Source organism: Marisediminitalea alba (assembly GCF_002993365.1).
In the GTDB taxonomy this organism is placed as follows: domain Bacteria; phylum Pseudomonadota; class Gammaproteobacteria; order Enterobacterales; family Alteromonadaceae; genus Alteromonas; species Alteromonas alba.
The window spans coordinates 14,774-37,587 of record NZ_PVNP01000053.1 but is presented as its reverse complement, the minus strand read 5'-3'; the positions used below and the strand labels follow the sequence as shown (position 1 = coordinate 37,587).

Sequence of the window (22,814 nt, the reverse complement as noted above, 5' to 3'; positions counted from 1 at the left end):
ACCCTGCGTTAGCCTAGGTATACTTAGCCGCCTATTCACCAGTGAGAGCGTAGCTTTGAATTTACCTGTTGTACCAGTTGAATCGACCGTTTCTGATGATTACAGAACCTACCTTCAACGCCTGGAGAAATCCTCTTTTTCCGGCGACATTGAATACAGTTATGGCAGCCGCCTGGCAGTGGCAACAGATAACTCGGTATATCAGAAGTTACCGCAAGCCGTAATTCATCCCAAAGGCATTAACGATTTACAGATCATTGGTGAGCTGGCTAACCAGCATCCGCAGGTAAAATTCAGTGCCCGGGGCGGCGGTACCGGCACTAACGGCCAAAGCCTGACCGATGGAATTGTTGTGGACATGTCCCGGCACATGAACAAAGTACTGGAGATCAATCCTGAAGAAGGCTGGGTAAAAGTTCAGTCCGGGGTGGTTAAAGACGCGCTAAACGACGCCTTACGCCCTTATGGTTTTTTCTTTTCGCCGGATTTATCTACCAGTAACCGAGCCACACTGGGCGGTATGATAAGCACGGATGCATCAGGGCAAGGTTCCCTGGTATACGGTAAAACCAGCGATCACGTTTTAGGTTTAACATCGGTATTGGCTAATGGTGAAATACTGCAAACCCAGCCATTATCGGTTGCCGAAGCTGAACAGCAAGCTACCCGCAGCGATACCTACGGACGTATTCTGCGTCAGGTGCTAAATACCTGCTGCGGTAAGCGAGAAGACATTCTGGCTAAATTCCCGCGTATGAACCGCTTTTTAACCGGCTACGATTTAGAGCATGCGTTTGATGAAGAAAAGCAGTTAATTGACGTCAGCCGCCTGATCACCGGTTCTGAAGGATCCTTGGTGTTTGTTGCCGAAGCCAAATTATCGCTGACCAAAATTCCAAAGCATACGGCGTTGGTAAACATTAAATACGATTCATTTGAGTCTGCCCTACGCCATGCGCCGCGCATGATTGCTGCGCAAGCGACGTCGGTGGAAACCGTCGACAGTAAAGTACTCAATCTGGCCCGCACTGATATTATCTGGCATTCCATTTCTAATCTGATTGAAGATGTTCCGGGTAAGGAAATGCTTGGCCTGAATATGGTGGAGTACAACAGTAATGACCTGGATGAAATTAAAAAACGCATTGCCCGATTAGAGGAAGAACTTACGGCGTCGGCTGAAAAAGGTGAATATGGCGTGATTGGTTATCAGCTCACCTTTGACAAAGCGGATATCAATAAAATTTACGCGATGCGCAAAAAGTCGGTGGGACTGCTGGGTAATACTAAAGGTAGCCAAAAACCGATCGCCTTTGCCGAAGATACCGGCGTACCGCCTGAGAACCTCGCTGACTTTATTATGGAGTTCCGTGCGTTACTTGACGGTCACGGCCTCCAGTACGGCATGTTTGGCCATGTGGATGCCGGCGTATTGCACGTTCGCCCGGCACTCGACTTGTGCGATGTGGAGCAGGAAAAGCTGATGCATCAGATCTCCGATGAAGTGGTTGCTCTGGTGGCTAAATACGGTGGTCTTATGTGGGGCGAACACGGCAAGGGCTTCCGCAGTGAGTATGGCCCGGCGTTTTTCGGCGAGTCATTATTTGCCGAACTGCGTCGCATAAAGGGCGCTTTTGATCCGGGCAATAAAATGAACCCGGGAAAAATCTGTACGCCAATCGACAGTGATGATGAGCTGGTGAAGGTAAGCGATCCGAAACGGGCGACCCTCGACCGCACCATACCCGTGGCATTTAAAGAAACCTTTAAGCCCGCTATGGACTGTAACGGTAACGGCCTGTGTTTTAATTACGACACGACCTCGCCTATGTGTCCTTCAAGCAAGATCACCCGCGACCGCCGTCATAGCCCTAAGGGCCGGGCCGGTTTAATTCGTGAATGGCTGCGTTTGCTGGCTAACCAGGGCGTGGATCATCAGGCATTGATGAATGGTCAGTATAAAAGTAGCTGGCTGACACGTTGGCAAAACTCCCGGGCTGATACCGAAGATTTTTCCCACGAGGTGCTGGAAGCCATGAATGGTTGTCTGGCGTGCAAGTCCTGCAGCAGTCAGTGCCCGGTTAAAGTAGATGTACCAGAATTCAGAGCCCGGTTTTTAAATGTTTACTATCAGCGTTATCTGCGGCCACTCAAACATCATTTGGTGGCCAATGTAGAATCGCTTACCCCACTGATGGCCAAATTGCCCAGGGTTAGTAATGCCCTGATGAATAACGGTGTGGCAAAATCGCTGCTTGAAAAGGTAGCCGGTTATGTGGATGCACCGCCAATGTCGGTTCCTACACTGTCCGAACAGTCAGCAGAGATAATGCAACCATTTGATCTGGCCGAACTGGAGCAGCTCGATGCCGAACAGCGCGAAAATTACGTGTTAATCGTGCAGGATCCTTTCACCAGTTATTATGATGCAGAGGTGGTCACCGACTTTGGTCGCCTGATCAAAGCGCTTGGAAAAACGCCGGTATTGCTGCCATTTAAGCCCAATGGCAAAACCCTGCACGTAACCGGTTTTCTGGAAAAATTTGCCCGCACCGCAACGGATACCGCAGCCTTTTTAAACCAGGTGGCGGCTTTGAATATGCCAATGGTTGGGGTCGATACGCCACTGGTACTGTGTTATCGGGATGAGTACAAAGCAATTGGTGCCGCGCGCGGCGACTTTGTTGTGCATACTGTCCATGAATGGCTGGCAAGCCTCCCAGAGTCAATCTGGCAGAGTGGTGATGCCACATCTGAAGCACCGGTGATGGCATTGTTTGCCCACTGCACCGAGAAGACCGCGTTACCGAAAACCGAACAAATCTGGCAGGATCTCTTTGCCAGAGTCGGACAAAAAACTGACATCGTGAAAGTGGGCTGTTGTGGTATGGCCGGCAATTACGGTCATGAAGCGGTCAATAAAGCCAACTCGCTGGGCATTTATGAAATGAGCTGGCAGCAAGCAGTAGCCCGCTACCAGCCGCAACAAATAATGGCCAGCGGCTATTCCTGCCGCAGTCAGGTAAACCGAATCGATGAGTTTAAACCAAAACACCCGCTGCAAGTGTTATTGCAGTGTCTAACTAAAAGAACATAAGCGCTATGACAGAACAACTAACAGAAGAACAAATCCAGACCTGGGCCCGCGAAGCCTTTCAGCAAGCAAACCAGTTTCTGGCAAAGGAAGGCGTGCTCTTTGACACCGTGGTAACCGAAGAATGCCGTTATCTGGCACCGCTGGTAGCGGTGTGGAAAATTAAAGCCATGGATAGCAAGATGTACTGGGTAGTAACCGGTGATTTGCCAACCGACTTTACTCTTGCCGATAACGCTGAGGATGCTCGTGGTGCGCTGCGCTATTTTTCGATGCGCTGGCAAATTAAAGCTGAAAATCTACTGCAGAATAACGACAAAGGAGATGCCAGCCAAACGTCCTATGCACAATTGCTGGCAGACCGCGCGGAAAAAATCTACCTGCTGCAAGAAAACGAAAGGCTTTGGGGTTAGTCTCTATTACCTGATACTAATTCCCAACCTTTTAGCCTCAATCACGGGCCCGTGCGGCATTAATGAATATGCCGTACATCCGGAATATCAAAGTTTTGCCGGTTACACACCATCTTTTGCATGGGTATGCCGGCTTCCATAAACACCTTACCAACTGGCTTAAACCCTTTGGCCTGATGAAACTTGACACTGGCGAGTTCGGACTGTAACTGAATTTGTTTGATGTTTTGCAATTCGGCGTGTTTGAGGAGGGCTGCGAACAATAGCTTATAAACCGCCAGGGTGCGGTGGCCGGGTAAGACAGCGATTCTGCCGAGCTCGCCGCTTGGGGTCAGACGACCGGTAGCAATAGGGGTGTCCTGATCACTAAACAGTAAAACGTGTGCGGCTTTACTGTCTAAATCGTCAAATTCGGTGGTTTCCGGAAGTTGCCATTCCAGTACGTACACTGCTTTTCTAAGTGTTTTCAATTGATCACAGGCCTCTTGCCAAAGTACCTGTTGGACTTTATACGCCATACTTCCCCCCATGTTGCTCTGCTGGCAGAGTTGCCAGCAGGTAATCCCGGTGAGTTGTCTGTACCTGTACAGCGGTTTTTCAGGTCAGAGTTCCCAGTAACCCATATTAACCAGTGTAGTGAATGTGTAAAAAATATCCAGTTTATCCGGGGCGGGTGCCATATCAGTGCGATCAATGTCGGCCTTGCTCATAAGCTGGCACATTAACGGGTAATTTTCGGGAGAAAACTTAATTACCTCACCATTAATAAATAAACAATCCGGGAATTGCCTGTTTAACAGTGGCCGGCAACCCGGCAATTTAACCAGTGTAGCCCCTGATTCGAGGTGCTCCTGCAGAGACTGGCTATCAACTGGTTCATTGATCTCAGGCTCGATACCTTGCTCGCTTAACATGGCTAACAGGTTTTGACTGAAGCTGTCATCATCGATGGCCTGGTGCAACAAGTCTTTGAGTGCATCGACTTCCTTGCGCGACACTTCTGCCGGCGAGTCTGACAGGACCAGTTCCGGGTCGGTATAGCGCTTCGTGCCGGTTGACTGTGTTTGTAAATGCTCGGCCAGATAGTTGCCTAGCTGAGCCTGATCCGGTGCCCGAAAGCCTATGGAGTAAGTCAGACTGTCGCTGAGGGTTATCCCGTCATGGGGCCAGCCAGGCGGGATATAGAGAACATCGCCGGGCTGTAATTCACAATCAATCACCGGTGTGAAGTCATCCACCTGACACAGCCCTTTAACCGGCTGGGTGCTGGTGAGGCCCTCGGGCGAACCCACCCGCCAGCGCCTGCTGCCTTTACCTTGCAGCAAAAATACATCGTACTGGTCAACATGGGGGCCCACACCGGCACCAGGTACCGCAAAACTGATCATCAGATCGTCAACCCGCCAGTTGGGAATAAAATTAAACTTCTGCATAAGCTCGCTGGCGTCGTCACAAAATCTGTCTACACCCTGAACCAGCAGCGTCCATTGTCCCTGACAAGCTGAGAAATCTTCAAAAGGCCCTTGCTGAACAGACCATTGTTCGGCTTGTTTGCTGATTACCCGGCTATCAAGCTCTGGCTCCATAGCAAGGCCCGCCAACTCGTGTTCATCAATGAAGTCGGTAAAATCAGGCAGGGCATTGCGAATAACACAAGGTTTTTTCTGCCAGTAAGTTTGTAAAAAAGCGGCAATATCTAAATTAAGCACAGTTATCATTATCGTTTTGCATTTGCGCCATTATCCCCGGGTTGGCGGTGGATTAAAACCCACAGCCCAAAGTTGTCAGGCGATTTTCAGTTGGTAATAAATATTTGTATCAGGGTGTTTGCTGCTTGCCAGGCTGGCTTCGGCTGCTATCAGGTGAGCCGGAAGATGTTTCGCGGTAACAGGGCATACCGCAATGTACTCTCTGTCAGCATTCTGCTCCAGGCCGGCAGCCAGATTGACCGTTTCGCCCCAGACATCAAAGTACGTCCGGTTTTTACCGATAATGCCGGCGGTTAAAGGGCCTGTAGCGATGCCAATGCGCACCGTACAGTTAAGATGGTGATTATCACTGTAACGAGCAATCATGCGGTGCAATGCACTGGCAAAATGATACATATGCACACAACAAGTCTGATCCGTCTGGATTTGTAACTTGCTCACTACCATATACTGATCGCCATTGGTTTTGATTTTCTCTACTGAAAACTGGTCGCACAAACTATCGATGTGTGAATAAAGGCGTTTCAGGCCGGTGAGGATAGCTCGGTCACCGTATTGCCTGTTAAGGGTAGTGTAGCCGCTGAGATCGGCAAATAACACGCAGGCAAAAGGATAGCGCCGGGTTTTTCCGGGCTGCCAGAAACTGGCGGGCTGTTCAGGATCCTTGGGTAACAATTGACTCAGGGTACTCATTGAGGATTTGTGTGCGTCGCGTAAGCCCTGCCAGCGGTTGACGGTTCGTTGGCGAAGCACCCGGTAAATACCCAGGCTCAGGGCGCCGAGGGTTAGGTCGTTGGTCAGGCGCAGGATGCCAAACTCCAGTTGTGGCTGATAGTGAAGAATACTAAACAGACTGAATAGGAATACTGCGCCAGTTAGCACAATGCATTGCGCCAGTCGTTCAGCACGGGTAAACACAAACCCGCTTATCACCACAGCGAGCAGGTAGTAATAGTGGGTATTAGATAGCCCTGGCCACAACAATAATACCCATGTGAGGTAACTGTAATAAAGCATAAACAGAGCTACTTTAAGGTGGTTTAGCCTTACTAGTCGCTGAGTCAGTAACAGTGCGAGTAAGGCCAGAAAATGACCCAGCCAGTTGTAGCTTTGTAATGAGTCAGGACGCGCAAAATAATACAGTGCCGGGAGTTGTAACAGCATGGCTACCGTAAATAGCAGCAGAGTAAGATTAAGTGTTTGCCTGAGTTGTTCAGAAGTACGCTGAGAAGCGGTAAGGGAAGTAGTTAGCGGTAACATGGCAACTCCTTAATGTAGGAGTTGCCAAGCGTAGCAAAGACTTATTCGCCCAGTAACTGATCTACCAGACGGATTGCGTCACCAATATAGGTCTGTGGAGACAGCTGTTTCAGCTGGTTTTTGGCACTTTGTGGTAATTCAAGGTTATCGATGAACTCGGCAATTACCTCAGCGTTCACTTTCTTACCGCGGGTCAGTTCTTTAAGCTTTTCATATGGCTTTTCGATACCGTAACGACGCATAACGGTTTGAATAGGCTCTGCCAGCAGTTCCCAGTTATTGTCCAGCTCGTTAAGCAGGCTTTGCTCGTTAACTTCCAGTTTGCTGATGCCTTTAAGTGTTGCCTGATAAGCGATAACGGCATAGCCAACGCCAACACCCAGGTTACGCAGTACCGTTGAGTCGGTCAGATCACGCTGCCAGCGTGATACCGGCAGTTTGGCCGCCAGGTGATCGAAAATCGCATTAGCGATGCCCAGGTTACCTTCCGAGTTTTCAAAGTCGATAGGGTTAACTTTATGCGGCATGGTAGAGGAGCCAATTTCGCCGGCAACCGTTTTTTGCTTAAAGTGACCCAGCGCAATGTAACCCCAGACGTCACGGTCGAAGTCCAGCAGGATAGTGTTGAACCGTGCAATGGCGTCAAACAGCTCGGCAATGTAATCATGCGGCTCGATTTGCGTGGTAAATGCATTCCAGGTAATGCCCAGGCTGGTGACAAAATCTTCAGAGATGGTGTGCCAGTCAAGCTCTGGATAAGCCGACAGGTGAGCGTTGTAGTTACCTACTGCACCGTTAATTTTACCCAGCAGGCTTACTGCCGCGATTTGGTCGCGCTGACGTTGTAAGCGCACGGCCACGTTAGCCATTTCCTTACCCATGGTCGTTGGCGATGCCGGCTGACCGTGCGTACGGGCCATCATTGGAATACTGCGGTATTCGCGAGCCAGATCTTTAAGCGCATCGATTAACTTATCGCAGTAAGGCAGGATAACGGTATCGCGGGCTTCAGTGCACATCAGGGCATGCGACAGGTTATTGATGTCTTCTGAGGTACAGGCAAAGTGGATAAACTCACTGATAGCGTTCAGTTCGCTGTTATCTGCTACTTTTTCCTTAAGGAAATACTCTACTGCTTTTACGTCATGGTTGGTGGTACGTTCGATTTCTTTAATGCGGCGGGCATCGTCTACCGAAAATTCTGCCACAATGCTGTCGAGCAGTTTATGCGACTGAGGAGAAAAGTCAGGGACTTCGGTGATACCGTCCAGCTTGGACAGTTTTTGTAACCATCTGACTTCAACTTCAACCCGGTATTTAAGCAGGCCGTACTCACTAAAAATAGACCGTAACTCGCCTGTTTTAGAGGCATACCGACCATCGACCGGAGAAATTGCCGTTAATTGGGATAGTTCCACCTTTTGCTCCTCAATTAGTTCATTAATCTCAGTGCCTGCTGGGCACTGCGTAGAATTGCTTTACGTTTAAATAAAATCTGTCGGCGCTGACCGCCCAGCTGTCGCCACAAGACGGCGGCGCGCACACCAGCCAGCAACAGGGCTCGAACCCGGTGTTGATTGAGTGGCTGACTCAGGCAGCTGGGATTACCGGCAATCTGAATCTTTGGTGCCAACGGGCTGATCACGTCTGAATAAATACTCGCCAGCGACGATAAAATCTGCGGGCTCTCAAAGTCCATATGCGCCAGCTGACGTTGCACGTGGGAAATACGCTCACCCAGCTCATTCATGGCTTTGCTGTTGCGTGCCAGTTTTCGCTCGAGTCCAAGCACACTGGCGATATAACGGGTCAGCTCGGTATCTTTTTTGGAGTTATGATCGCCTAATTGCGCCACAATCACCTGAAAACCGGTTTTTAAATTTTCCAACTGGCCGAACACCTGCTGTGTGGTGTCTGAATCGGTGACCAGAATACTGGATAAGCTTGCTTCTACTGCCTGTTTATCGGCTTCACCGGTACGGGCAATCGACTGCACCAGTCGTGCGGCCTGACAAACACCCGCCAGACCCAGTTGTTTTTCGATGGCTGCATCCAACATTAGCGTAGGTAACTCTCAATAATGCCGCCACCCAGGCAGACTTCGTCCTGATAAAACACCGCTGACTGGCCAGGTGTAACCGCCTTTTGTGGCTCGTCGAAGGTTACCTTTACCTGATCGTCACCAATGGGCGTAACCAGGCAGGGAATATCCTGCTGACGGTAACGGGTTTTCACTGCGGCACGGAATGGTTCGGTTGGCACTGTACGGTTAACCCAGTGCAATTGCTTGGCAATCAGGCCGTCTGAGTATAGGCGAGGATGGTTAGCGCCCTGACCAACGATAAGCACGTTGCGTTCAACGTCTTTGTCTACCACATACCAGGGATCGTCGCCGTATTCGGCCAGGCCGCCAATGTGCAAGCCTTTACGCTGCCCCAGGGTATGATACATAAGCCCTTCATGCTGGCCAATTTCAACACCTTCGGCGGTTTCGATGATACCGGGTTGAGCCGGCAGGTACTGACTTAAGAAGTCTTTAAACTTACGTTCGCCGATAAAACAAATGCCGGTGCTGTCTTTTTTGTCAGCGGTAACAAGGCCTTGTTGCTCGGCAATCTCCCTGACCTGTGGTTTCTCGATGTCGCCCACCGGGAACAAGGTTTTGGCAACATGTTCTTCGCCCAGGGTGTAGAGGAAATAGCTCTGGTCTTTGTTGTTGTCCAGACCGCGCAACATCTGCCAGTGGCCGTCAACTTCTCGGCGGCGCACATAATGGCCGGTGGCAATAAAGTCGGCACCTAAGTCTTCGGCAGCGTATTCAAGGAAAGCCTTAAATTTGATTTCCTTGTTACACATGATATCCGGATTTGGCGTGCGGCCGGCTTTGTATTCTGCCAGAAAGTACTCAAACACATTGTCCCAATACTCGGCCGCAAAATTAATGGTGTGCAGGTAAATACCCAGCTTATCGGCAACTGCCTGGGCATCGGCCAGATCTTCAGCCGCGGCGCAGTATTCGTCGTTGTCGTCTTCTTCCCAGTTTTTCATAAACAGGCCTTCAACTTCGTAGCCTTGTTGCTGGAGCAAATAAGCAGAAACAGAAGAGTCCACACCACCGGACATACCGACGATGACTTTTTGTTTATTGGGGGCCGAAGTGGCAAGCTGAGACATTATTTTACTGTGCACTCTCATGTTATTTACGGGGCGCGGAGTTTACCAGAAAATGCAACTTTTGGCACCTCTAAAAGCGCCTTTTTGCGGCGCTCAACGTGTTTTTTGCCGTTGTTTGGGCCGGCTTCGTCGGGCAGGGCGTTTATTTGCCTTATCGACCGGTTTCATTGGCGGGCCGGGCAGGCTGACGTACTCACCATTGGCAATGCCATCCAGCGTCCAGTTTCCTACCCGGTAGCGGATAAGTCGCAGGGTAGGATTCCCTACATGGGCCGTCATGCGACGCACCTGGCGGTTACGGCCTTCGCTGATGGTGATGGATAACCAGGTGGTTGGAATATTCGCCCGCTCCCGAATAGGCGGGTTGCGAGGCCACACAGCTGGCTCTGCCATGCGCTGTACTTTGGCTGGGCGGGTCAAACCATCTTTTAATTCCACACCCTTGCGTAGCGCTTCAATGGCTTCATCTGATACTTCGCCCTCCACCTGTACCCAGTAAGTTTTGCTGGTTTTGGCCTTCGGGTGGGCGAGCTTATGTTGTAACGCGCCATTATCGGTAAGCACCAGTAACCCCTCTGAATCCCGGTCGAGCCGTCCTGCTGCATAGACATCGGGAACCTGAATGTAATCTTTGAGGGTTTCACGGCCTTCAGCATCGGTGAACTGCGAAAGCACCATGTAGGGTTTATTAAACAGAATTACGGTTGAAGTCATGCAACTATTGCTGGCCGGTGAGATTTGAGTAAACAGTTTATCAAAGTTGTTGTTTAATCACACCGGCAACCTGCTGGTGATGGGTTTTTGTGCACTTTGTTGAATAATTACCCATGAAAACTAATTTATTAACCATTTTTTCGTAATTAAGACAAAGGTATGACTTGTAACTGGTTCGCTTGACCCTATACTAAAGACCTTATGATTCATGTGCATTACATGGCCAGCGTCAACCTGTAAAACTAGTGAATTAAATACTCAGTAAAGTGGATACTGAGTATTTTGCGTGCGTGAATCGATACTCCCTTCAGGTTGACACATGTAGGTACGCAGGAAAATCACGAGATCCGGTCTCTTGTCAGAACGTAATAGTCTGAAATAAGCGGCTGGAATTTGTTGAATGGAAAAAACGCAGCCAGCTACTGCAACTATTGAGGTACATAATGACCAACCGTAAGTCTACAATTATTTATACCAAAACCGATGAAGCGCCAATGTTGGCCACCTACTCGTTGTTACCCATTATTCGTCGCTTTGCCGCCGAAGCTGATATCGATGTTGAAGTAAGTGATATCTCTCTAGCCGCACGTATCCTGGCCCATTTCCCTGATTATCTGACTGACGACCAAAAAGTGGTTGATGCCCTGAACGAGCTGGGCGAAATGACGCAGGATCCGGAAGCCAATATCATTAAACTGCCAAACATCAGTGCGTCTATTCCTCAGTTACGCGCAGCGATTAAGGAACTGAATGCCCTGGGCTTTAACGTTCCTCAGTTCCCGGAAGATCCGCAAACTGATGAAGACAAAGACGTTCGTGAGCGTTACGGTAAAGTGCTGGGTTCTGCAGTAAACCCGGTTCTGCGCGAAGGTAACTCAGACCGTCGTGCGCCAACTGCAGTTAAGAATTATGCGAAAAAATTCCCGCATAGCATGGGTGAGTGGAGCCAGGCTTCACAAACTCACGTTGCGCACATGCGTGGCGGTGACTTCTACTCAGGTGAAAAATCAGTAACCGTTGAAAAAGAAGGCTATGTAAGCATTGAATTTACCGGCAAAGACGGTAGCAAAAAGACCCTGAAGCCAAAAGTTGACTTGCTGGCTGGTGAAGTCATCGACGGCATGTTCATGAGCAAAAAAGCCCTGTGTCAGTTCTTCGAAGAGCAAATTGAAGATGCTAAAAACACTGGCATCTTGTTTTCTCTGCACGTAAAAGCGACCATGATGAAGGTGTCTCACCCCATCGTATTCGGTCACTGCGTTAAAGTATTCTACAAAGAGTTGTTCGAAAAATATGGCGACCTGTTTGACGAACTGGGTGTTAACCCGAACAACGGTCTGGGCAGCGTTTACGACAAAATTTCAACTCTGCCTGAGTCTCAGCGTTCTGAGATTGAGCGCGACATCAACAAGTGTTACGCCGATCGCCCGCCACTGGCGATGGTAAACTCAGATAAAGGTATTTCTAACCTGCACGTACCAAGCGACGTAATCGTAGATGCTTCTATGCCAGCGATGATCCGTAACTCTGGTCAGATGTGGGGTCCGGATGGAAAGCCACACGATACTAAAGCGGTTATCCCGGAAAGTACCTATGCGACTATCTATCAGGAAGTAATCAACTTCTGTAAGACCCACGGTGCCTTCGACCCAACTACTATGGGTACAGTACCTAACGTTGGTCTGATGGCGCAGAAAGCCGAAGAATACGGTTCACACGACAAAACTTTCGAAATGGAAGCAGACGGTACCGTTCAGGTTGTTGATCAGGACGGCAACGTACTGATTGAGCATGAAGTGGAAGAAGGCGATATCTGGCGTATGTGTCAGGCCAAAGACGCGCCTATTCAGGACTGGGTGAAACTGGCTGTTACCCGTGCCCGTCAATCTGGCATGCCGGCGGTATTCTGGCTGGACGATGAGCGTGCGCACGATGCACAGCTGATCAAGAAAGTAGAGAAATACCTGCAGGATCACGACACAGATGGTCTGGACATTTCAATCATGTCACCGGTTCGTGCTATCCGTTACTCCATGGAACGCGCTATCCGTGGCCTGGATACTATTTCTGTTACCGGTAACGTACTGCGTGACTACCTGACCGACCTGTTCCCAATCCTTGAGCTGGGCACTAGCGCGAAAATGCTGTCTATCGTGCCGCTGATGGCCGGTGGTGGCCTGTATGAGACTGGCGCGGGTGGTTCTGCACCTAAGCACGTTCAGCAGTTTGTTGAAGAAGGTCACTTACGTTGGGATTCACTGGGTGAATTCCTGGCACTGGCGGTATCGCTTGAAGACGTGGCTATCAAACACGGTAATGCAAAAGCCAAACAACTGGCCGTTGCACTGGATAAAGCCACAGAGGCACTGCTGAACAACGGCAAGTCGCCGCTGCGTAAAGCCGGTCAACTGGATAACCGTGGTAGCCACGTGTATCTGGCAATGTACTGGGCCGAAGAGCTGGCCAAGCAAACAGAAAATGCCGAACTGGCTGCTCAGTTTGGCCCAATCTACGACAAGCTGGCGGCGAACATTGATAAGATCATTGAAGAAATCAATGAAACTGAAGGCAAGCCTCAGGATATCGGTGGTTACTACCTGCCTGACGAAGCGAAAACTGCCGCAGCAATGCGCCCAAGTGCCACGTTTAACGAAATTCTTGGCGCTTAATTAAATCATTAGTTTTTGATTTATATAAAAAACCGGCTTCGGCCGGTTTTTTGTTAGGTGAAAATGCTACCGGTGGCACTGGTTTTTTAAATGCCTTCTTGGTACCGTTTGACCGACTAATTTTACGTTTTGCTAACAATGCAACAGGTGAATAATGACCACAGCAACGTCTCTTTTTCAACGCGAAGATAAAAATGGCAACATGTGGCTGGCACTCAATGAGCCGGTTCTTGCCTCAACCACTGATTATGGCATTGAGCCCATGGTGTTACCGTCTGAAGCCGAAGTGGGCGAAGCCATGTTTAAGGAGCTGCTCAGCACGGCAGAAGCGAAAACCGGCGACATTAACATTGCTTTGCTTGGTGGGCGTGGTGCCCAGCAATTACACCGCCTGCTCGGTGAGAAAGCCGCTACCAACGAAATCGATGAACTATTAGCCAGGCTCAATGTGTTTACCCAGGATGCCCTGGCGCCGCTGGCCATGGGTAACGGACTGAGTTTTGTGCGTGATTTTGAACGCATCCTCGGCGAAGCCTTTTTTGCAAAAATTAAAAGCTTTACGCCTATGCAAACCGATACCCCGGATCTGGAGGGGACATTAACTGATTACCTTAACAAGCTCGAAAGTTTAGGTGGCCTGGATATTTTCTTTATTGGCCACGGGCCAGAGGCCAATGACGCGTCTCACCTGGCATACATTAAACCCTTATCCGGCGCACGAGCTCATCATATGGCTGGTATTATTCCCATCTCCAGTTCCATACTTGAGCACCATATCAGCAAGTTCAAAGCCGGCGGCAGCGAAATCAGCGCCGAGGATGAAGCTCAGTGCCGCGCTGCGCAATACATCCTTACCCTGGGGCCTGCAGCCATACTGGGCGCTAAAAAAGTTGTGCAATCGGTGGTGGATGCAGATACAGCCCCGGCGAAAATCAGCACCTACGCGAAAGTAAGGCAAACCTCATTACCACAGGATGAAAAGGAACTGGCAGGCTTACTGAATGCTAATCCTGGTTTGTGGATCCGCTTACACAGCAACGTGAAATCTTTTGTGCTGCCAAATGTAACCAGCCCAAACAATTAAGCGCAGACAGGGCAGGGAGCGCTTTTATGTGTGAGGGGTAAGTATGGCCGGATTGCAAACCATGATTCGGCTACTTACTCCTGATGTAAGTAATGATGGGAAATTGCCCGATTAACTGTACCGAAGTTATAATCTGGGGATAGTGACTCATACACTTCCAGAATTCTTAGGATTAATATCTACAGTAAATACGTCACCATAGGCACCCTTTCTATTAGCTGAGACTACCCAAGTTTGTCATCCCTGAATCGCCGAGCGGTATCAGGGATCACCTCGAAAGGCTGGCTCACCATAAACAGTCTGTTTTCGCGCATCCAAATAAATCATTGGAAATGAGTTTATAATTAGGTGTAAGGTATTGTTATCAATAAATTATATTGAAATTTTAGGGGTGTGATTAGTTTCGATTCACCTCAAGGAAGACCAGTATTAAGATGTGTCTGTCACCTACCATTATTAGTTACCCAATCAAGCAATCGCGTTAGCCATAACAAGGATGTTTTAAATGAAGTTATTTTGTTTTTTTATCGTATTTATTGTTAGTGGGTGCGCGAGTATACCGCTGAGTACAATGTTGAAATTTAGCTCATATCAAAAGAGTGATTTTGTTGCCATAAAACCTGCGGATATCAGAGCAAAGATCATACTCGACCAACCAATCGAAATTGATATTGAAAAAGTCGAATTAGGTCTTGAGGTAGAAACTGAGCAGGGAGACAGGGTTTTTAAGTTTCCACTATCGCTACTTGAGAGGCGAGCCATTCCTGCCAAAGAAGGTTGGTTCGCGTTTGACGAAGCCAAAAATGAATATATTTTAAATTTGAGCGCAGAATCTGTTCAAAATTTTCAGGAAGTCCAGCAACTGTTGACGAATACAAATGGTGGAAACTTCGTTTTCTCTGTTAATTCTGGCTTTGATAATTTACCAGCCGATATTCAAAGTTTTAACTTTTCAATACTTTTAAAGCTTCAAAACGATGATGATTTTGTCCCCATTTTTGAAGATGCAACAGTTGAAGTCGAGCGTGATGGTTAATAATCACGGAATCGACCAGCCAATACCCGAGCGTGTCTGAACCCGAAAATTCACGTGACAGCCATTACACGTGAGTGGTTAAAAACAGTTTATTCATTTGTGTTTGCAACAGGAAATTTAGAAAAGCCTGTTGCATAGGCTATTGAGTCAGTTTTGCCGTTACCACGGCCGTAATCATCAACTAACGTTAATAATCCACAACCACTGCTTCGCTGTATAAGACACACTCCCACGCATTACAGTTAAAGAGGTTCGAAATGGGGTTTCCTCTAACCGGTTTTTTAAATAATTTGCAAAATAAATATGTGCTGCTGGCGCTGGTAATAGCTTGTGGCGGTTGTGCTAAAACCTCACCTCAGTTTGAGCAGGTACTGCAGCGACAGCCGGACAATCGCACTGCTGATGATATCTTCGCCCTTACGTTTGAGAAACATGGCGGCGCAAACCTTGATGAGTTGAATGATTTAAACGTGGCAATTGATGGAGAGTGGCACTTTCTGGTTACACAAATTCAGCCGTTAATTGCAGATGCCGACTATCGGCAACAATCGGAAGAAAGGTTGTTGTTAAATGAGCAATTATACTTTGCAAACTATCAGGGGGACTGTGGAAACAAGCGGGTATATCGAACGCAGAACGAGATAAAAGTGGCGTACAACGGGGAAATAACCAGAGACGAGCAGAAAAATGCGGCTGCAGCACTTACCGCTGATGCGTTTTACTTGTTCACCCTTGGGCCATTAGCCTTACATGAACAGGTAAAGAACTGGCAAAGGCTGCCGGATGCAACTGAAGATGGTAACGGGTATTACCGGATCAACGCAAGGCTAGCCCCCGGCTTTGGGTTGTCAGAACGCGATTTCGTTACGCTATGGGTAAATAAACAATCTGCGTTAACTTATCGGGTACACATCACCCTGGATGGATTTGATGCCACAAAGGGTGCACATGCCGATACCACTTACCTTAAATACACTGAAATAGATGGCTTTACCTTCCCCACACACTTCTTTGAGCGTGTACGCGGGCCTATTAGTATTGATGCCCACGAATGGTGGTATACAGGCATTGATATTAACCGGGGTTTAACCGCGCAGGATTTGTCTATTAATGCTTTGTCGATAAAAGCTAAGCAACCGGCGATCGCTATAAATGGAACTGATTAGTTAGTGATTTATGTTTCTTGCCAGCTTAGCTGAATAATATCGCTTTGTGCACTGAGTGATTGAACTCACCCATAGCAGAAACCTAATGATAAATGAGGGGCGGGCGGAGGTAGCTCTAAAAAGCCAGGCAAAACCTTAGGCAATAAGACTAATAAAAACTAATAAGACGTAAAAAGATATAAGGCATATATAAAAAACAGCCTTTTGGTGGTCGCATAAACAAGCCTTACTCGATTACCGGGTAAGGCTTGTTACTTAATCTATTTCTTGGGGAGGTGCGTTATCGCTCTTCGTCCTCGACAATACCAATGTTTTCAGCATGCAGCCCTTTAGGGCCCTGCTGTACTTCAAAAGTGACTTCCTGACCTGCTTTTAATGATCGATAGCCTTCCATTTGTATTGTTGAGTAGTGAGCAAATATGTCTTCGCCACCTTCCTCGGGCACAATAAATCCAAACCCTTTCGCGTTGTTAAACCATTTAACTTTGCCAACCGCCATACTTCGACTTCCTCTTAATCCTTGAACTCACGGGAAACTGCCCCCACAATACAGTTAAGGCATGGGACAGCTAGTCTTGTGCGTCACTCACAAAACATACTAAAACTGTAGATATTTTGACCGCATTATGCAAGTGCATTTTATTTTTTTCCGAACAAATTAATGGTAAAAAAGATAATAAATTGCTTGCAGACGCACTATGATTAAATTATGAGTAAAGGTAACGCCATTAGTATCGATAAGGAACGCTTACTCGAGCAGGAGAGGAAGAAGACTGAACCGCCTCCGATGTATAAGGTCCTATTGAATAACGATGACTACACGCCAATGGATTTCGTGGTAGAAATTTTGATGCGTTTTTTCCGGATGGATGCTGAAAAAGCAAACCAACTGATGCTGACTGTTCATTACCGGGGCAAGGCTGTATGTGGCATTTATACTGCCGAGATAGCAGAAACAAAAGTCATGCAGGTCAATCAATATGCCCGTAAACATCAACACCCGTTGATGTGTACGATGGAACAGGCGTGAGTTATAAACCTAACAGGGGCAATGTATATGCTGAATAAAGAATTAGAGCAGACGTTAAACGAGGCTTTTGTATTCGCAAGAGAGCATCGTCATGAATTTATGACGGTTGAGCACTTGCTGTTGGCCTTGTTAGATAACCCGGCTGCTCAGGAAGCCCTCAAAGCCTGCGGTGCGGATATCGATAATATCCGTGGCGAATTGGTAGAATTTGTGAAGGATACCACACCGTTAATCCTCGATGATCAGGCAAGCGATCGCGAAACTCAGCCTACACTGGGTTTTCAGCGTGTGTTACAGCGTGCCGTTTTTCACGTCCAGTCATCGGGTAAAGAAGAAGTTACCGGCGCTAACGTGCTGGTTGCCATTTTCAGTGAGCAGGAAAGCCAGGCTGTTTATATCCTCAAAAAATCAGACGTAACCCGTCTGGACGTTGTTAACTTTATCAGTCACGGCGTGAGCAAAGCCGAAGACGAAGCACCAGAATCCAATGAAGCCAGTGAGGAAACCGCTGAAGGCGAGGAGTCGGGCTCAGCACTGGCAAAATATGCCACCAACCTGAACCGTCAGGCGCAGGAAGGGAAAATCGACCCGCTTATTGGCCGTGACACCGAACTGGAACGGACTATCCAAATTTTATGTCGCCGTCGTAAAAATAACCCGCTGTTAGTGGGTGAGGCTGGTGTAGGTAAAACCGCAATTGCCGAAGGGCTTGCTTACCGCATCGTAGAAAACCAGGTGCCTGAGGTGATTGAAGAGTGCACGGTGTACTCGTTAGATCTGGGTGGACTGCTGGCTGGTACCAAGTATCGCGGCGACTTTGAGAAACGCTTAAAAGGTATTCTTAAAGAGTTATCCCGTGATAAGAACGCTATCCTGTTCATCGATGAAATCCACACTATTATTGGTGCCGGTGCGGCATCTGGCGGTGTAATGGATGCGTCTAACCTGCTCAAACCAAAATTGAGCTCGGGTGAACTGCGTTGTATTGGTTCAACTACCTACCAGGAATATCAGGGCATCTTTGAAAAAGACCGAGCTCTGGCACGCCGTTTCCAGAAAGTGGACGTGACGGAACCAAGTGTTACCGACACGACCAAAATTCTGCAGGGCCTGAAGTCACGCTACGAAGAGCACCACAGTGTACGCTTTACGCAAAAAGCACTGCAGGCGGCAGCAGAACTGTCGGCCAAGTATATAAATGAACGCCACTTACCGGATAAAGCTATCGATGTAATGGATGAGGCTGGCGCCAGTCAGCGCCTGTTACCTCAGTCGAAGCGTAAGAAGGTCATTAACGTAGGCGAGATTGAGCAGATTATTGCCAAGATGGCGCGTATTCCGGAAAAATCGGTCTCTGCGTCAGATAAAGAAGTGCTTAAAAATCTGGGTCGTAACCTGAAAATGGTGGTATTCGGTCAGGATAAAGCGATTGAGTCGCTGTCTGATGCCATTCACCTGTCCCGCGCGGGTCTTGGTACAGAAGAGAAGCCTATCGGGTCATTCCTGTTTGCTGGTCCTACCGGTGTAGGGAAAACTGAGGTAACTCAGCAACTGGCCAAAATTATGGGCGTTGAGCTGGTACGTTTCGATATGTCGGAGTATATGGAGCGTCATGCTGTGAGTCGCCTGATTGGTGCGCCTCCTGGTTACGTAGGCTTCGATCAGGGCGGTCTGTTAACTGACGCGGTTATCAAACACCCGTACTCGGTAGTCCTGCTTGATGAGATTGAAAAAGCCCACAGCGATATTTACAACATTTTGTTGCAGGTGATGGACCACGGTACGCTAACCGACAATAACGGCCGTAAAGTGGACTTCAGAAACGTGGTTCTGGTAATGACAACCAATGCAGGCGTACAGGAAACTATCCGTACTTCTATTGGTTTCAAACAGCAGGATCACAGTCATGACGCTATGAGTGAAATCAACAAGGTGTTTTCACCAGAGTTCAGAAACCGTCTGGATTCGATTATCTGGTTTAATCACCTGGATACTGATGTCATTCTGCAGGTGGTGGATAAATTTATTATCGAACTGCAGGCTCAGCTGGATACTAAAGGTGTCTCGCTGGAAGTGTCACCGGCAGCAAGAGCGCACCTGGCCGAAAAAGGCTATGACAAGTCTATGGGCGCACGCCCGATGTCACGCCTGATTCAGGAATCGCTGAAGAAAGAGCTGGCGAACGAGCTGTTGTTCGGTAAATTGAGCAATGGTGGTGATGTAAGAGTCGACTTAGAAGACGACAAACTGGTATTTGTTTACAACTCTGAGGATCAGACTGAGTCGGCCGCTGAGTCCAGTGATTAATCCGGACGCCGTACACAACTAACAAAAAACCCGAACACTTGGTTCGGGTTTTTTATGCTTATCACATTATCGCGTAAGCTGGCGTAGGCCGGTATGAATTAACGCGCGCGATAGACAATACGACCTTTAGTCAGGTCATAGGGTGTCATTTCCACTGTCACTTTGTCACCGGTCAGAATGCGGATATAGTTTTTACGCATTTTTCCAGAGATATGCGCAGTCACTACGTGACCGTTTTCTAATTCAACACGGAACATGGTATTTGGCAGGGTATCCAGTACCGTACCTTCCATTTCAATACAATCTTCTTTCGCCATCTAAAGCAATAACCTCAATTAATCACAAATTTTTCGCCGCGCAGACATTAACCAATTCATAGATATAAGTAAAGAATTAAATAAGCTAATTGGCGAATTGCTGAGCTAGCGGAGTAAATCAATCACCAAATCGTTGCGGCGGCTGGCCATTTCACTTACCTGTTGCGCATTTTCAAAGCGATGCCACTGATGATTATAATAGCGCTCATGGGGTAAAAAACGGCTTTTGTAGTTCATTTTATTGCAGTCATCTATCTGGTAGCCCAAATACAGGTAATGCCTGTTTTGTGCCCGGGTGTGATGGATCTGTTGCAGGATCATCCAGGTACCCAGCGAACGGTGGTGATAATCCGGGTCGTAAAAGGTATACATCGCAGAAAAACCATCGCGATGATCATGGGTATCAATAATATCTGTTACGGCCACTGCAATAAGCTTGTCGCCATCATAGGCCTCAACAAACAGGGGCGAATTCCATTCACAGGCCAGAAAGCTTTCAAACTGCACCGGGTCCGGCGGGTACATGCTGCCGTCTGCGTGGCGTTCGGTGATATAACGCTCGTATAAAGGGTAGTAAGCTTCGCTGGTTTGGGTAGTAGTGCGAGTGGTGAATGCCTTATTTTTATTTAGCAACCGACGCTGGCTCCGTGATGGCGCAAAGTCGTTTACGGGCAGGCGGATAGAATGACAAGCCGTACACTGCTGGCAATAGGGGCGGTATACCTGTTCGCCACTGCGGCGAAATCCGGCCTGAATCAGCTGCGGATAATGCGTAGCGGAGTCTGTATGGCTTCCCACATACACCAGCAACTGCTCTTCTTTACGAGGCAGATAGCTACAGTCGAATGTCTGGGTAATGCCAAATTTCATACAGGTTATTCACTTAACGCCTGAGCGCACCAGGTTTGCTGATAATCTGAACAAATATAGCCGTCCTGATCAAGGGTTTGATTGCTACTGTTCAGGCGGGAAATAAACGCATCACGCTCAATACTCACTGCCCCCAGACTCATAAGATGTTCTGTGGGCATCTGACAATCGATAAAATCACCGCCGTGTTGCTGCATATGATCCACCAGGTAGGCCAGGGCAAGTTTGGAGGTATTCGGCAACCAGTGAAACATCGACTCGCCGCAAAACACTTTACCCACTGCTACGCCATACAGACCACCTACGAGCTTATCATCTTTCCAGACTTCAACCGAATGAGCCAGGCCTAATTCATGCAGCGCCTGGTAAGCGGCAATCATATTTTCGGTTATCCAGGTAGATGTCTGGCCGTACTGAATACGCGGGATATTCGCGCATTGGTGGATTACGGCGGCAAAATCCCGGTTGAGCGTGACCTGGTAAAGTTGCTTACGCATGAGTTTGCGTAGGCTGGTACTGGCACGAAAACCTTCGAGTGGAATAATGGCCCGAGGAGACGGGCTCCACCATAAAATGGGTTCACCTTCGCTAAACCAGGGAAATATCCCCTGACTATAAGCCGTCAGCAATCTGCCGGGCGAAAGGTCGGCACCGTAGGCGAGTAATCCATTGGGATCATCCAGTGCATGTTCGACCGGAGGAAAGGGGGTATCAGGTTCTAAATAGGGCAGGCTAATCATGCTAAAAGCATGGCTGACGGCGGCGTTGCAGCCACCGCCAGTCAGGATTATTCCTGTGCGTCCAGGAAACGCTCCGCATCAAGCGCCGCCATACAGCCTGTACCGGCTGAGGTAATCGCCTGACGATAAATATGATCAGATACATCACCGGCAGCAAATACGCCTGGTACGCTGGTTTGTGTAGCCATACCGTTAGTACCACTGTTTACTGTGATGTAGCCGTCTTTCATATCCAGCTCACCGTCGAAGATGTCGGTGTTAGGCTTGTGGCCAATGGCAACAAACAGACCCATTACATCCAGTTCTTCGGTGGCATCAGAGTCGGTAGCTTTGATCCGTACGCCGGTTACGCCCATCTCGTCGCCAAGTACTTCGTCCAGGGTGCGGTTAAGGTGCAGCACCACATTACCGTTTTCTGCTTTATCAAGCAGACGGTCGGCCAGGATTTTTTCACTGCGGAAGCTGTCACGACGGTGAATAACATGTACTTCAGAAGCAATGTTAGATAAATAGAGCGCCTCTTCAACAGCGGTGTTACCGCCACCAATTACAGCCACTTTCTGGTTACGGTAGAAAAAGCCGTCACAAGTTGCACAAGCAGAAACACCTTTACCCATAAACGCCTGCTCTGAAGGCATACCCAGATATTTTGCTGACGCGCCGGTAGCGATTATCAAGGCATCACAGGTATAAGTACCGCTATCACCGTAGAGGGTGAACGGACGCTTGCTTAAGTCCGTTTTATTAATGTGGTCGAAGATGATATCGGTATTAAATTTCTCGGCATGTTGTTGCATACGAACCATTAAGTCAGGTCCGGTAAGACCTTCCGGATCGCCAGGCCAGTTCTCTACTTCGGTGGTAGTGGTTAACTGGCCACCCTGTTGCATACCGGTGATCAGAGTAGGGGACAGGTTTGCACGGGCTGCATAAACAGCGGCGGTGTAACCAGCCGGGCCTGAACCAAGAATGAGTAGACGAACGTGTCTGCTTTCTGCCATGTTTTTCTCCAGTTAACGCCTGACGCAGCAGTACGCGACAAGCACATCGTATTGGTTAATGCGGTAGGTGAAAGGTTATTTGCAATAACACTGCACCGAAATAAGCTCAGTTATACGCAGTTGCGTATGCTACAGATTACCTGTCACCCTGCAATCATAGGTTATTATGAGACATTGTGCGGTCGAATCGAATACTTTCAATACCCGGCTGTGATATTATCTTAAAAGCG

20 protein-coding genes are annotated in these 22,814 nt (G+C 48.3%); 8 read left to right on the top strand and 12 right to left on the bottom strand.

From position 1 onward, the window contains the following. Positions 1-55: 55 nt before the first annotated feature. Both ydiJ and C6Y40_RS07010 read left to right on the top strand, forming a co-directional pair. Complete coding sequence (gene ydiJ / locus C6Y40_RS07015) at positions 56-3,097, top strand: D-2-hydroxyglutarate dehydrogenase YdiJ (protein WP_105933981.1); 3,042 nt, start codon at positions 56-58, stop codon at positions 3,095-3,097. A 5-nt stretch (positions 3,098-3,102) separates the two neighbouring features. After that, positions 3,103-3,507: a DUF4826 family protein gene (locus C6Y40_RS07010; RefSeq protein ID WP_105933980.1), complete on the top strand. Its 405-nt coding sequence runs from the start codon at positions 3,103-3,105 to the stop codon at positions 3,505-3,507. Between the two features lie 59 nt (positions 3,508-3,566). Here the strand turns inward: C6Y40_RS07010 and C6Y40_RS07005 are convergent, their stop codons facing one another. The 7 genes from C6Y40_RS07005 to C6Y40_RS06975 form a co-directional block, all read right to left on the bottom strand. After that, entirely contained in the window at positions 3,567-4,025 is a 459-nt protein-coding gene (locus C6Y40_RS07005; protein WP_105934023.1) for a GNAT family N-acetyltransferase, read from the bottom strand. Between the two features lie 84 nt (positions 4,026-4,109). After that, positions 4,110-5,225, bottom strand: coding sequence for a cupin domain-containing protein (locus tag C6Y40_RS07000; RefSeq protein ID WP_105933979.1), 1,116 nt, complete (start codon positions 5,223-5,225; stop codon positions 4,110-4,112). Between the two features lie 66 nt (positions 5,226-5,291). Then, positions 5,292-6,476 (bottom strand): adenylate/guanylate cyclase domain-containing protein, encoded by a 1,185-nt coding sequence (locus C6Y40_RS06995; RefSeq protein WP_105933978.1) that lies wholly within the window; start codon positions 6,474-6,476, stop codon positions 5,292-5,294. Between the two features lie 41 nt (positions 6,477-6,517). Then, complete coding sequence (gene purB / locus C6Y40_RS06990) at positions 6,518-7,894, bottom strand: adenylosuccinate lyase (protein WP_105933977.1); 1,377 nt, start codon at positions 7,892-7,894, stop codon at positions 6,518-6,520. Between the two features lie 14 nt (positions 7,895-7,908). Continuing rightward, a complete protein-coding gene (gene hflD / locus C6Y40_RS06985; protein ID WP_105933976.1) occupies positions 7,909-8,535 on the bottom strand; it encodes a high frequency lysogenization protein HflD in 627 nt (208 codons plus the stop codon). Beyond that, positions 8,535-9,650, bottom strand: coding sequence for a tRNA 2-thiouridine(34) synthase MnmA (gene mnmA / locus C6Y40_RS06980; RefSeq protein ID WP_105933975.1), 1,116 nt, complete (start codon positions 9,648-9,650; stop codon positions 8,535-8,537). The genes hflD and mnmA overlap by 1 nt, the downstream gene beginning before the upstream one ends. A 93-nt stretch (positions 9,651-9,743) precedes the next feature. Beyond that, positions 9,744-10,364: an rRNA large subunit pseudouridine synthase E gene (locus C6Y40_RS06975; protein ID WP_105933974.1), complete on the bottom strand. Its 621-nt coding sequence runs from the start codon at positions 10,362-10,364 to the stop codon at positions 9,744-9,746. A gap of 443 nt (positions 10,365-10,807) precedes the next feature. Here C6Y40_RS06975 and C6Y40_RS06970 point away from each other — a divergent pair, with 443 nt between their 5' ends. The 4 genes from C6Y40_RS06970 to C6Y40_RS06955 all read left to right on the top strand — a co-directional run bounded on the left by C6Y40_RS06970 (position 10,808) and on the right by C6Y40_RS06955 (position 16,319). Further along, positions 10,808-13,033, top strand: a complete 2,226-nt coding sequence (locus tag C6Y40_RS06970) for an NADP-dependent isocitrate dehydrogenase (RefSeq protein WP_105933973.1) — start codon at positions 10,808-10,810, stop codon at positions 13,031-13,033. 154 nt (positions 13,034-13,187) lie between these two features. Beyond that, positions 13,188-14,117, top strand: a complete 930-nt coding sequence (locus tag C6Y40_RS06965) for a hypothetical protein (protein WP_105933972.1) — start codon at positions 13,188-13,190, stop codon at positions 14,115-14,117. A gap of 505 nt (positions 14,118-14,622) precedes the next feature. Further along, positions 14,623-15,153 (top strand): hypothetical protein, encoded by a 531-nt coding sequence (locus C6Y40_RS06960; protein WP_105933971.1) that lies wholly within the window; start codon positions 14,623-14,625, stop codon positions 15,151-15,153. 257 nt (positions 15,154-15,410) lie between these two features. Beyond that, the gene (locus C6Y40_RS06955; RefSeq protein ID WP_105933970.1) at positions 15,411-16,319 is read left to right on the top strand and encodes a hypothetical protein; all 909 of its coding nucleotides are present in this window, start codon (positions 15,411-15,413) and stop codon (positions 16,317-16,319) included. Between the two features lie 280 nt (positions 16,320-16,599). Here the strand turns inward: C6Y40_RS06955 and cspD are convergent, their stop codons facing one another. Beyond that, positions 16,600-16,818, bottom strand: coding sequence for a cold shock domain-containing protein CspD (gene cspD / locus C6Y40_RS06950; protein WP_105933969.1), 219 nt, complete (start codon positions 16,816-16,818; stop codon positions 16,600-16,602). Between the two features lie 210 nt (positions 16,819-17,028). Between cspD and clpS the strand changes: the two genes are divergently transcribed. Continuing rightward, the gene (gene clpS, locus C6Y40_RS06945; RefSeq protein ID WP_105933968.1) at positions 17,029-17,349 is read left to right on the top strand and encodes an ATP-dependent Clp protease adapter ClpS; all 321 of its coding nucleotides are present in this window, start codon (positions 17,029-17,031) and stop codon (positions 17,347-17,349) included. Positions 17,350-17,376: 27 nt separating this feature from the next. Beyond that, positions 17,377-19,656: an ATP-dependent Clp protease ATP-binding subunit ClpA gene (clpA, locus tag C6Y40_RS06940; protein WP_105933967.1), complete on the top strand. Its 2,280-nt coding sequence runs from the start codon at positions 17,377-17,379 to the stop codon at positions 19,654-19,656. 98 nt (positions 19,657-19,754) lie between these two features. Here the strand turns inward: clpA and infA are convergent, their stop codons facing one another. From infA to trxB, 4 genes are all read right to left on the bottom strand, one after another. Next, positions 19,755-19,973, bottom strand: a complete 219-nt coding sequence (gene infA, locus C6Y40_RS06935) for a translation initiation factor IF-1 (protein ID WP_014949333.1) — start codon at positions 19,971-19,973, stop codon at positions 19,755-19,757. A gap of 105 nt (positions 19,974-20,078) precedes the next feature. Beyond that, complete coding sequence (locus C6Y40_RS06930; protein WP_105933966.1) at positions 20,079-20,843, bottom strand: arginyltransferase; 765 nt, start codon at positions 20,841-20,843, stop codon at positions 20,079-20,081. Between the two features lie 5 nt (positions 20,844-20,848). Further along, on the bottom strand, positions 20,849-21,583 hold the full coding sequence (gene aat, locus C6Y40_RS06925) for a leucyl/phenylalanyl-tRNA--protein transferase (protein ID WP_105933965.1): 735 nt from the start codon (positions 21,581-21,583) through the stop codon (positions 20,849-20,851). 47 nt (positions 21,584-21,630) lie between these two features. After that, a complete protein-coding gene (gene trxB / locus C6Y40_RS06920) occupies positions 21,631-22,584 on the bottom strand; it encodes a thioredoxin-disulfide reductase (RefSeq protein ID WP_105933964.1) in 954 nt (317 codons plus the stop codon). Positions 22,585-22,814 lie beyond the last annotated feature (230 nt).

Excerpts from the sequence above, each read along its gene's own strand:
- infA (WP_014949333.1), bottom strand. The coding sequence starts at position 19,973 with ATGGCGAAAGAAGATTGTATTGAAATGGAAGGTACGGTACTGGATACC.
- C6Y40_RS06995 (WP_105933978.1), bottom strand. The coding sequence starts at position 6,476 with ATGTTACCGCTAACTACTTCCCTTACCGCTTCTCAGCGTACTTCTGAA.
- C6Y40_RS06965 (WP_105933972.1), top strand. The coding sequence starts at position 13,188 with ATGACCACAGCAACGTCTCTTTTTCAACGCGAAGATAAAAATGGCAAC.
- C6Y40_RS07000 (WP_105933979.1), bottom strand. The coding sequence starts at position 5,225 with ATGATAACTGTGCTTAATTTAGATATTGCCGCTTTTTTACAAACTTAC.
- C6Y40_RS07005 (WP_105934023.1), bottom strand. The coding sequence starts at position 4,025 with ATGGCGTATAAAGTCCAACAGGTACTTTGGCAAGAGGCCTGTGATCAA.
- C6Y40_RS06930 (WP_105933966.1), bottom strand. The coding sequence starts at position 20,843 with ATGAAATTTGGCATTACCCAGACATTCGACTGTAGCTATCTGCCTCGT.
- hflD (WP_105933976.1), bottom strand. The coding sequence starts at position 8,535 with ATGTTGGATGCAGCCATCGAAAAACAACTGGGTCTGGCGGGTGTTTGT.
- C6Y40_RS06975 (WP_105933974.1), bottom strand. The coding sequence starts at position 10,364 with ATGACTTCAACCGTAATTCTGTTTAATAAACCCTACATGGTGCTTTCG.
- trxB (WP_105933964.1), bottom strand. The coding sequence starts at position 22,584 with ATGGCAGAAAGCAGACACGTTCGTCTACTCATTCTTGGTTCAGGCCCG.
- C6Y40_RS06970 (WP_105933973.1), top strand. The coding sequence starts at position 10,808 with ATGACCAACCGTAAGTCTACAATTATTTATACCAAAACCGATGAAGCG.
- C6Y40_RS06960 (WP_105933971.1), top strand. The coding sequence starts at position 14,623 with ATGAAGTTATTTTGTTTTTTTATCGTATTTATTGTTAGTGGGTGCGCG.
- clpA (WP_105933967.1), top strand. The coding sequence starts at position 17,377 with ATGCTGAATAAAGAATTAGAGCAGACGTTAAACGAGGCTTTTGTATTC.
- mnmA (WP_105933975.1), bottom strand. The coding sequence starts at position 9,650 with ATGTCTCAGCTTGCCACTTCGGCCCCCAATAAACAAAAAGTCATCGTC.
- C6Y40_RS06955 (WP_105933970.1), top strand. The coding sequence starts at position 15,411 with ATGGGGTTTCCTCTAACCGGTTTTTTAAATAATTTGCAAAATAAATAT.
- aat (WP_105933965.1), bottom strand. The coding sequence starts at position 21,583 with ATGATTAGCCTGCCCTATTTAGAACCTGATACCCCCTTTCCTCCGGTC.
- clpS (WP_105933968.1), top strand. The coding sequence starts at position 17,029 with ATGAGTAAAGGTAACGCCATTAGTATCGATAAGGAACGCTTACTCGAG.
- cspD (WP_105933969.1), bottom strand. The coding sequence starts at position 16,818 with ATGGCGGTTGGCAAAGTTAAATGGTTTAACAACGCGAAAGGGTTTGGA.
- C6Y40_RS07010 (WP_105933980.1), top strand. The coding sequence starts at position 3,103 with ATGACAGAACAACTAACAGAAGAACAAATCCAGACCTGGGCCCGCGAA.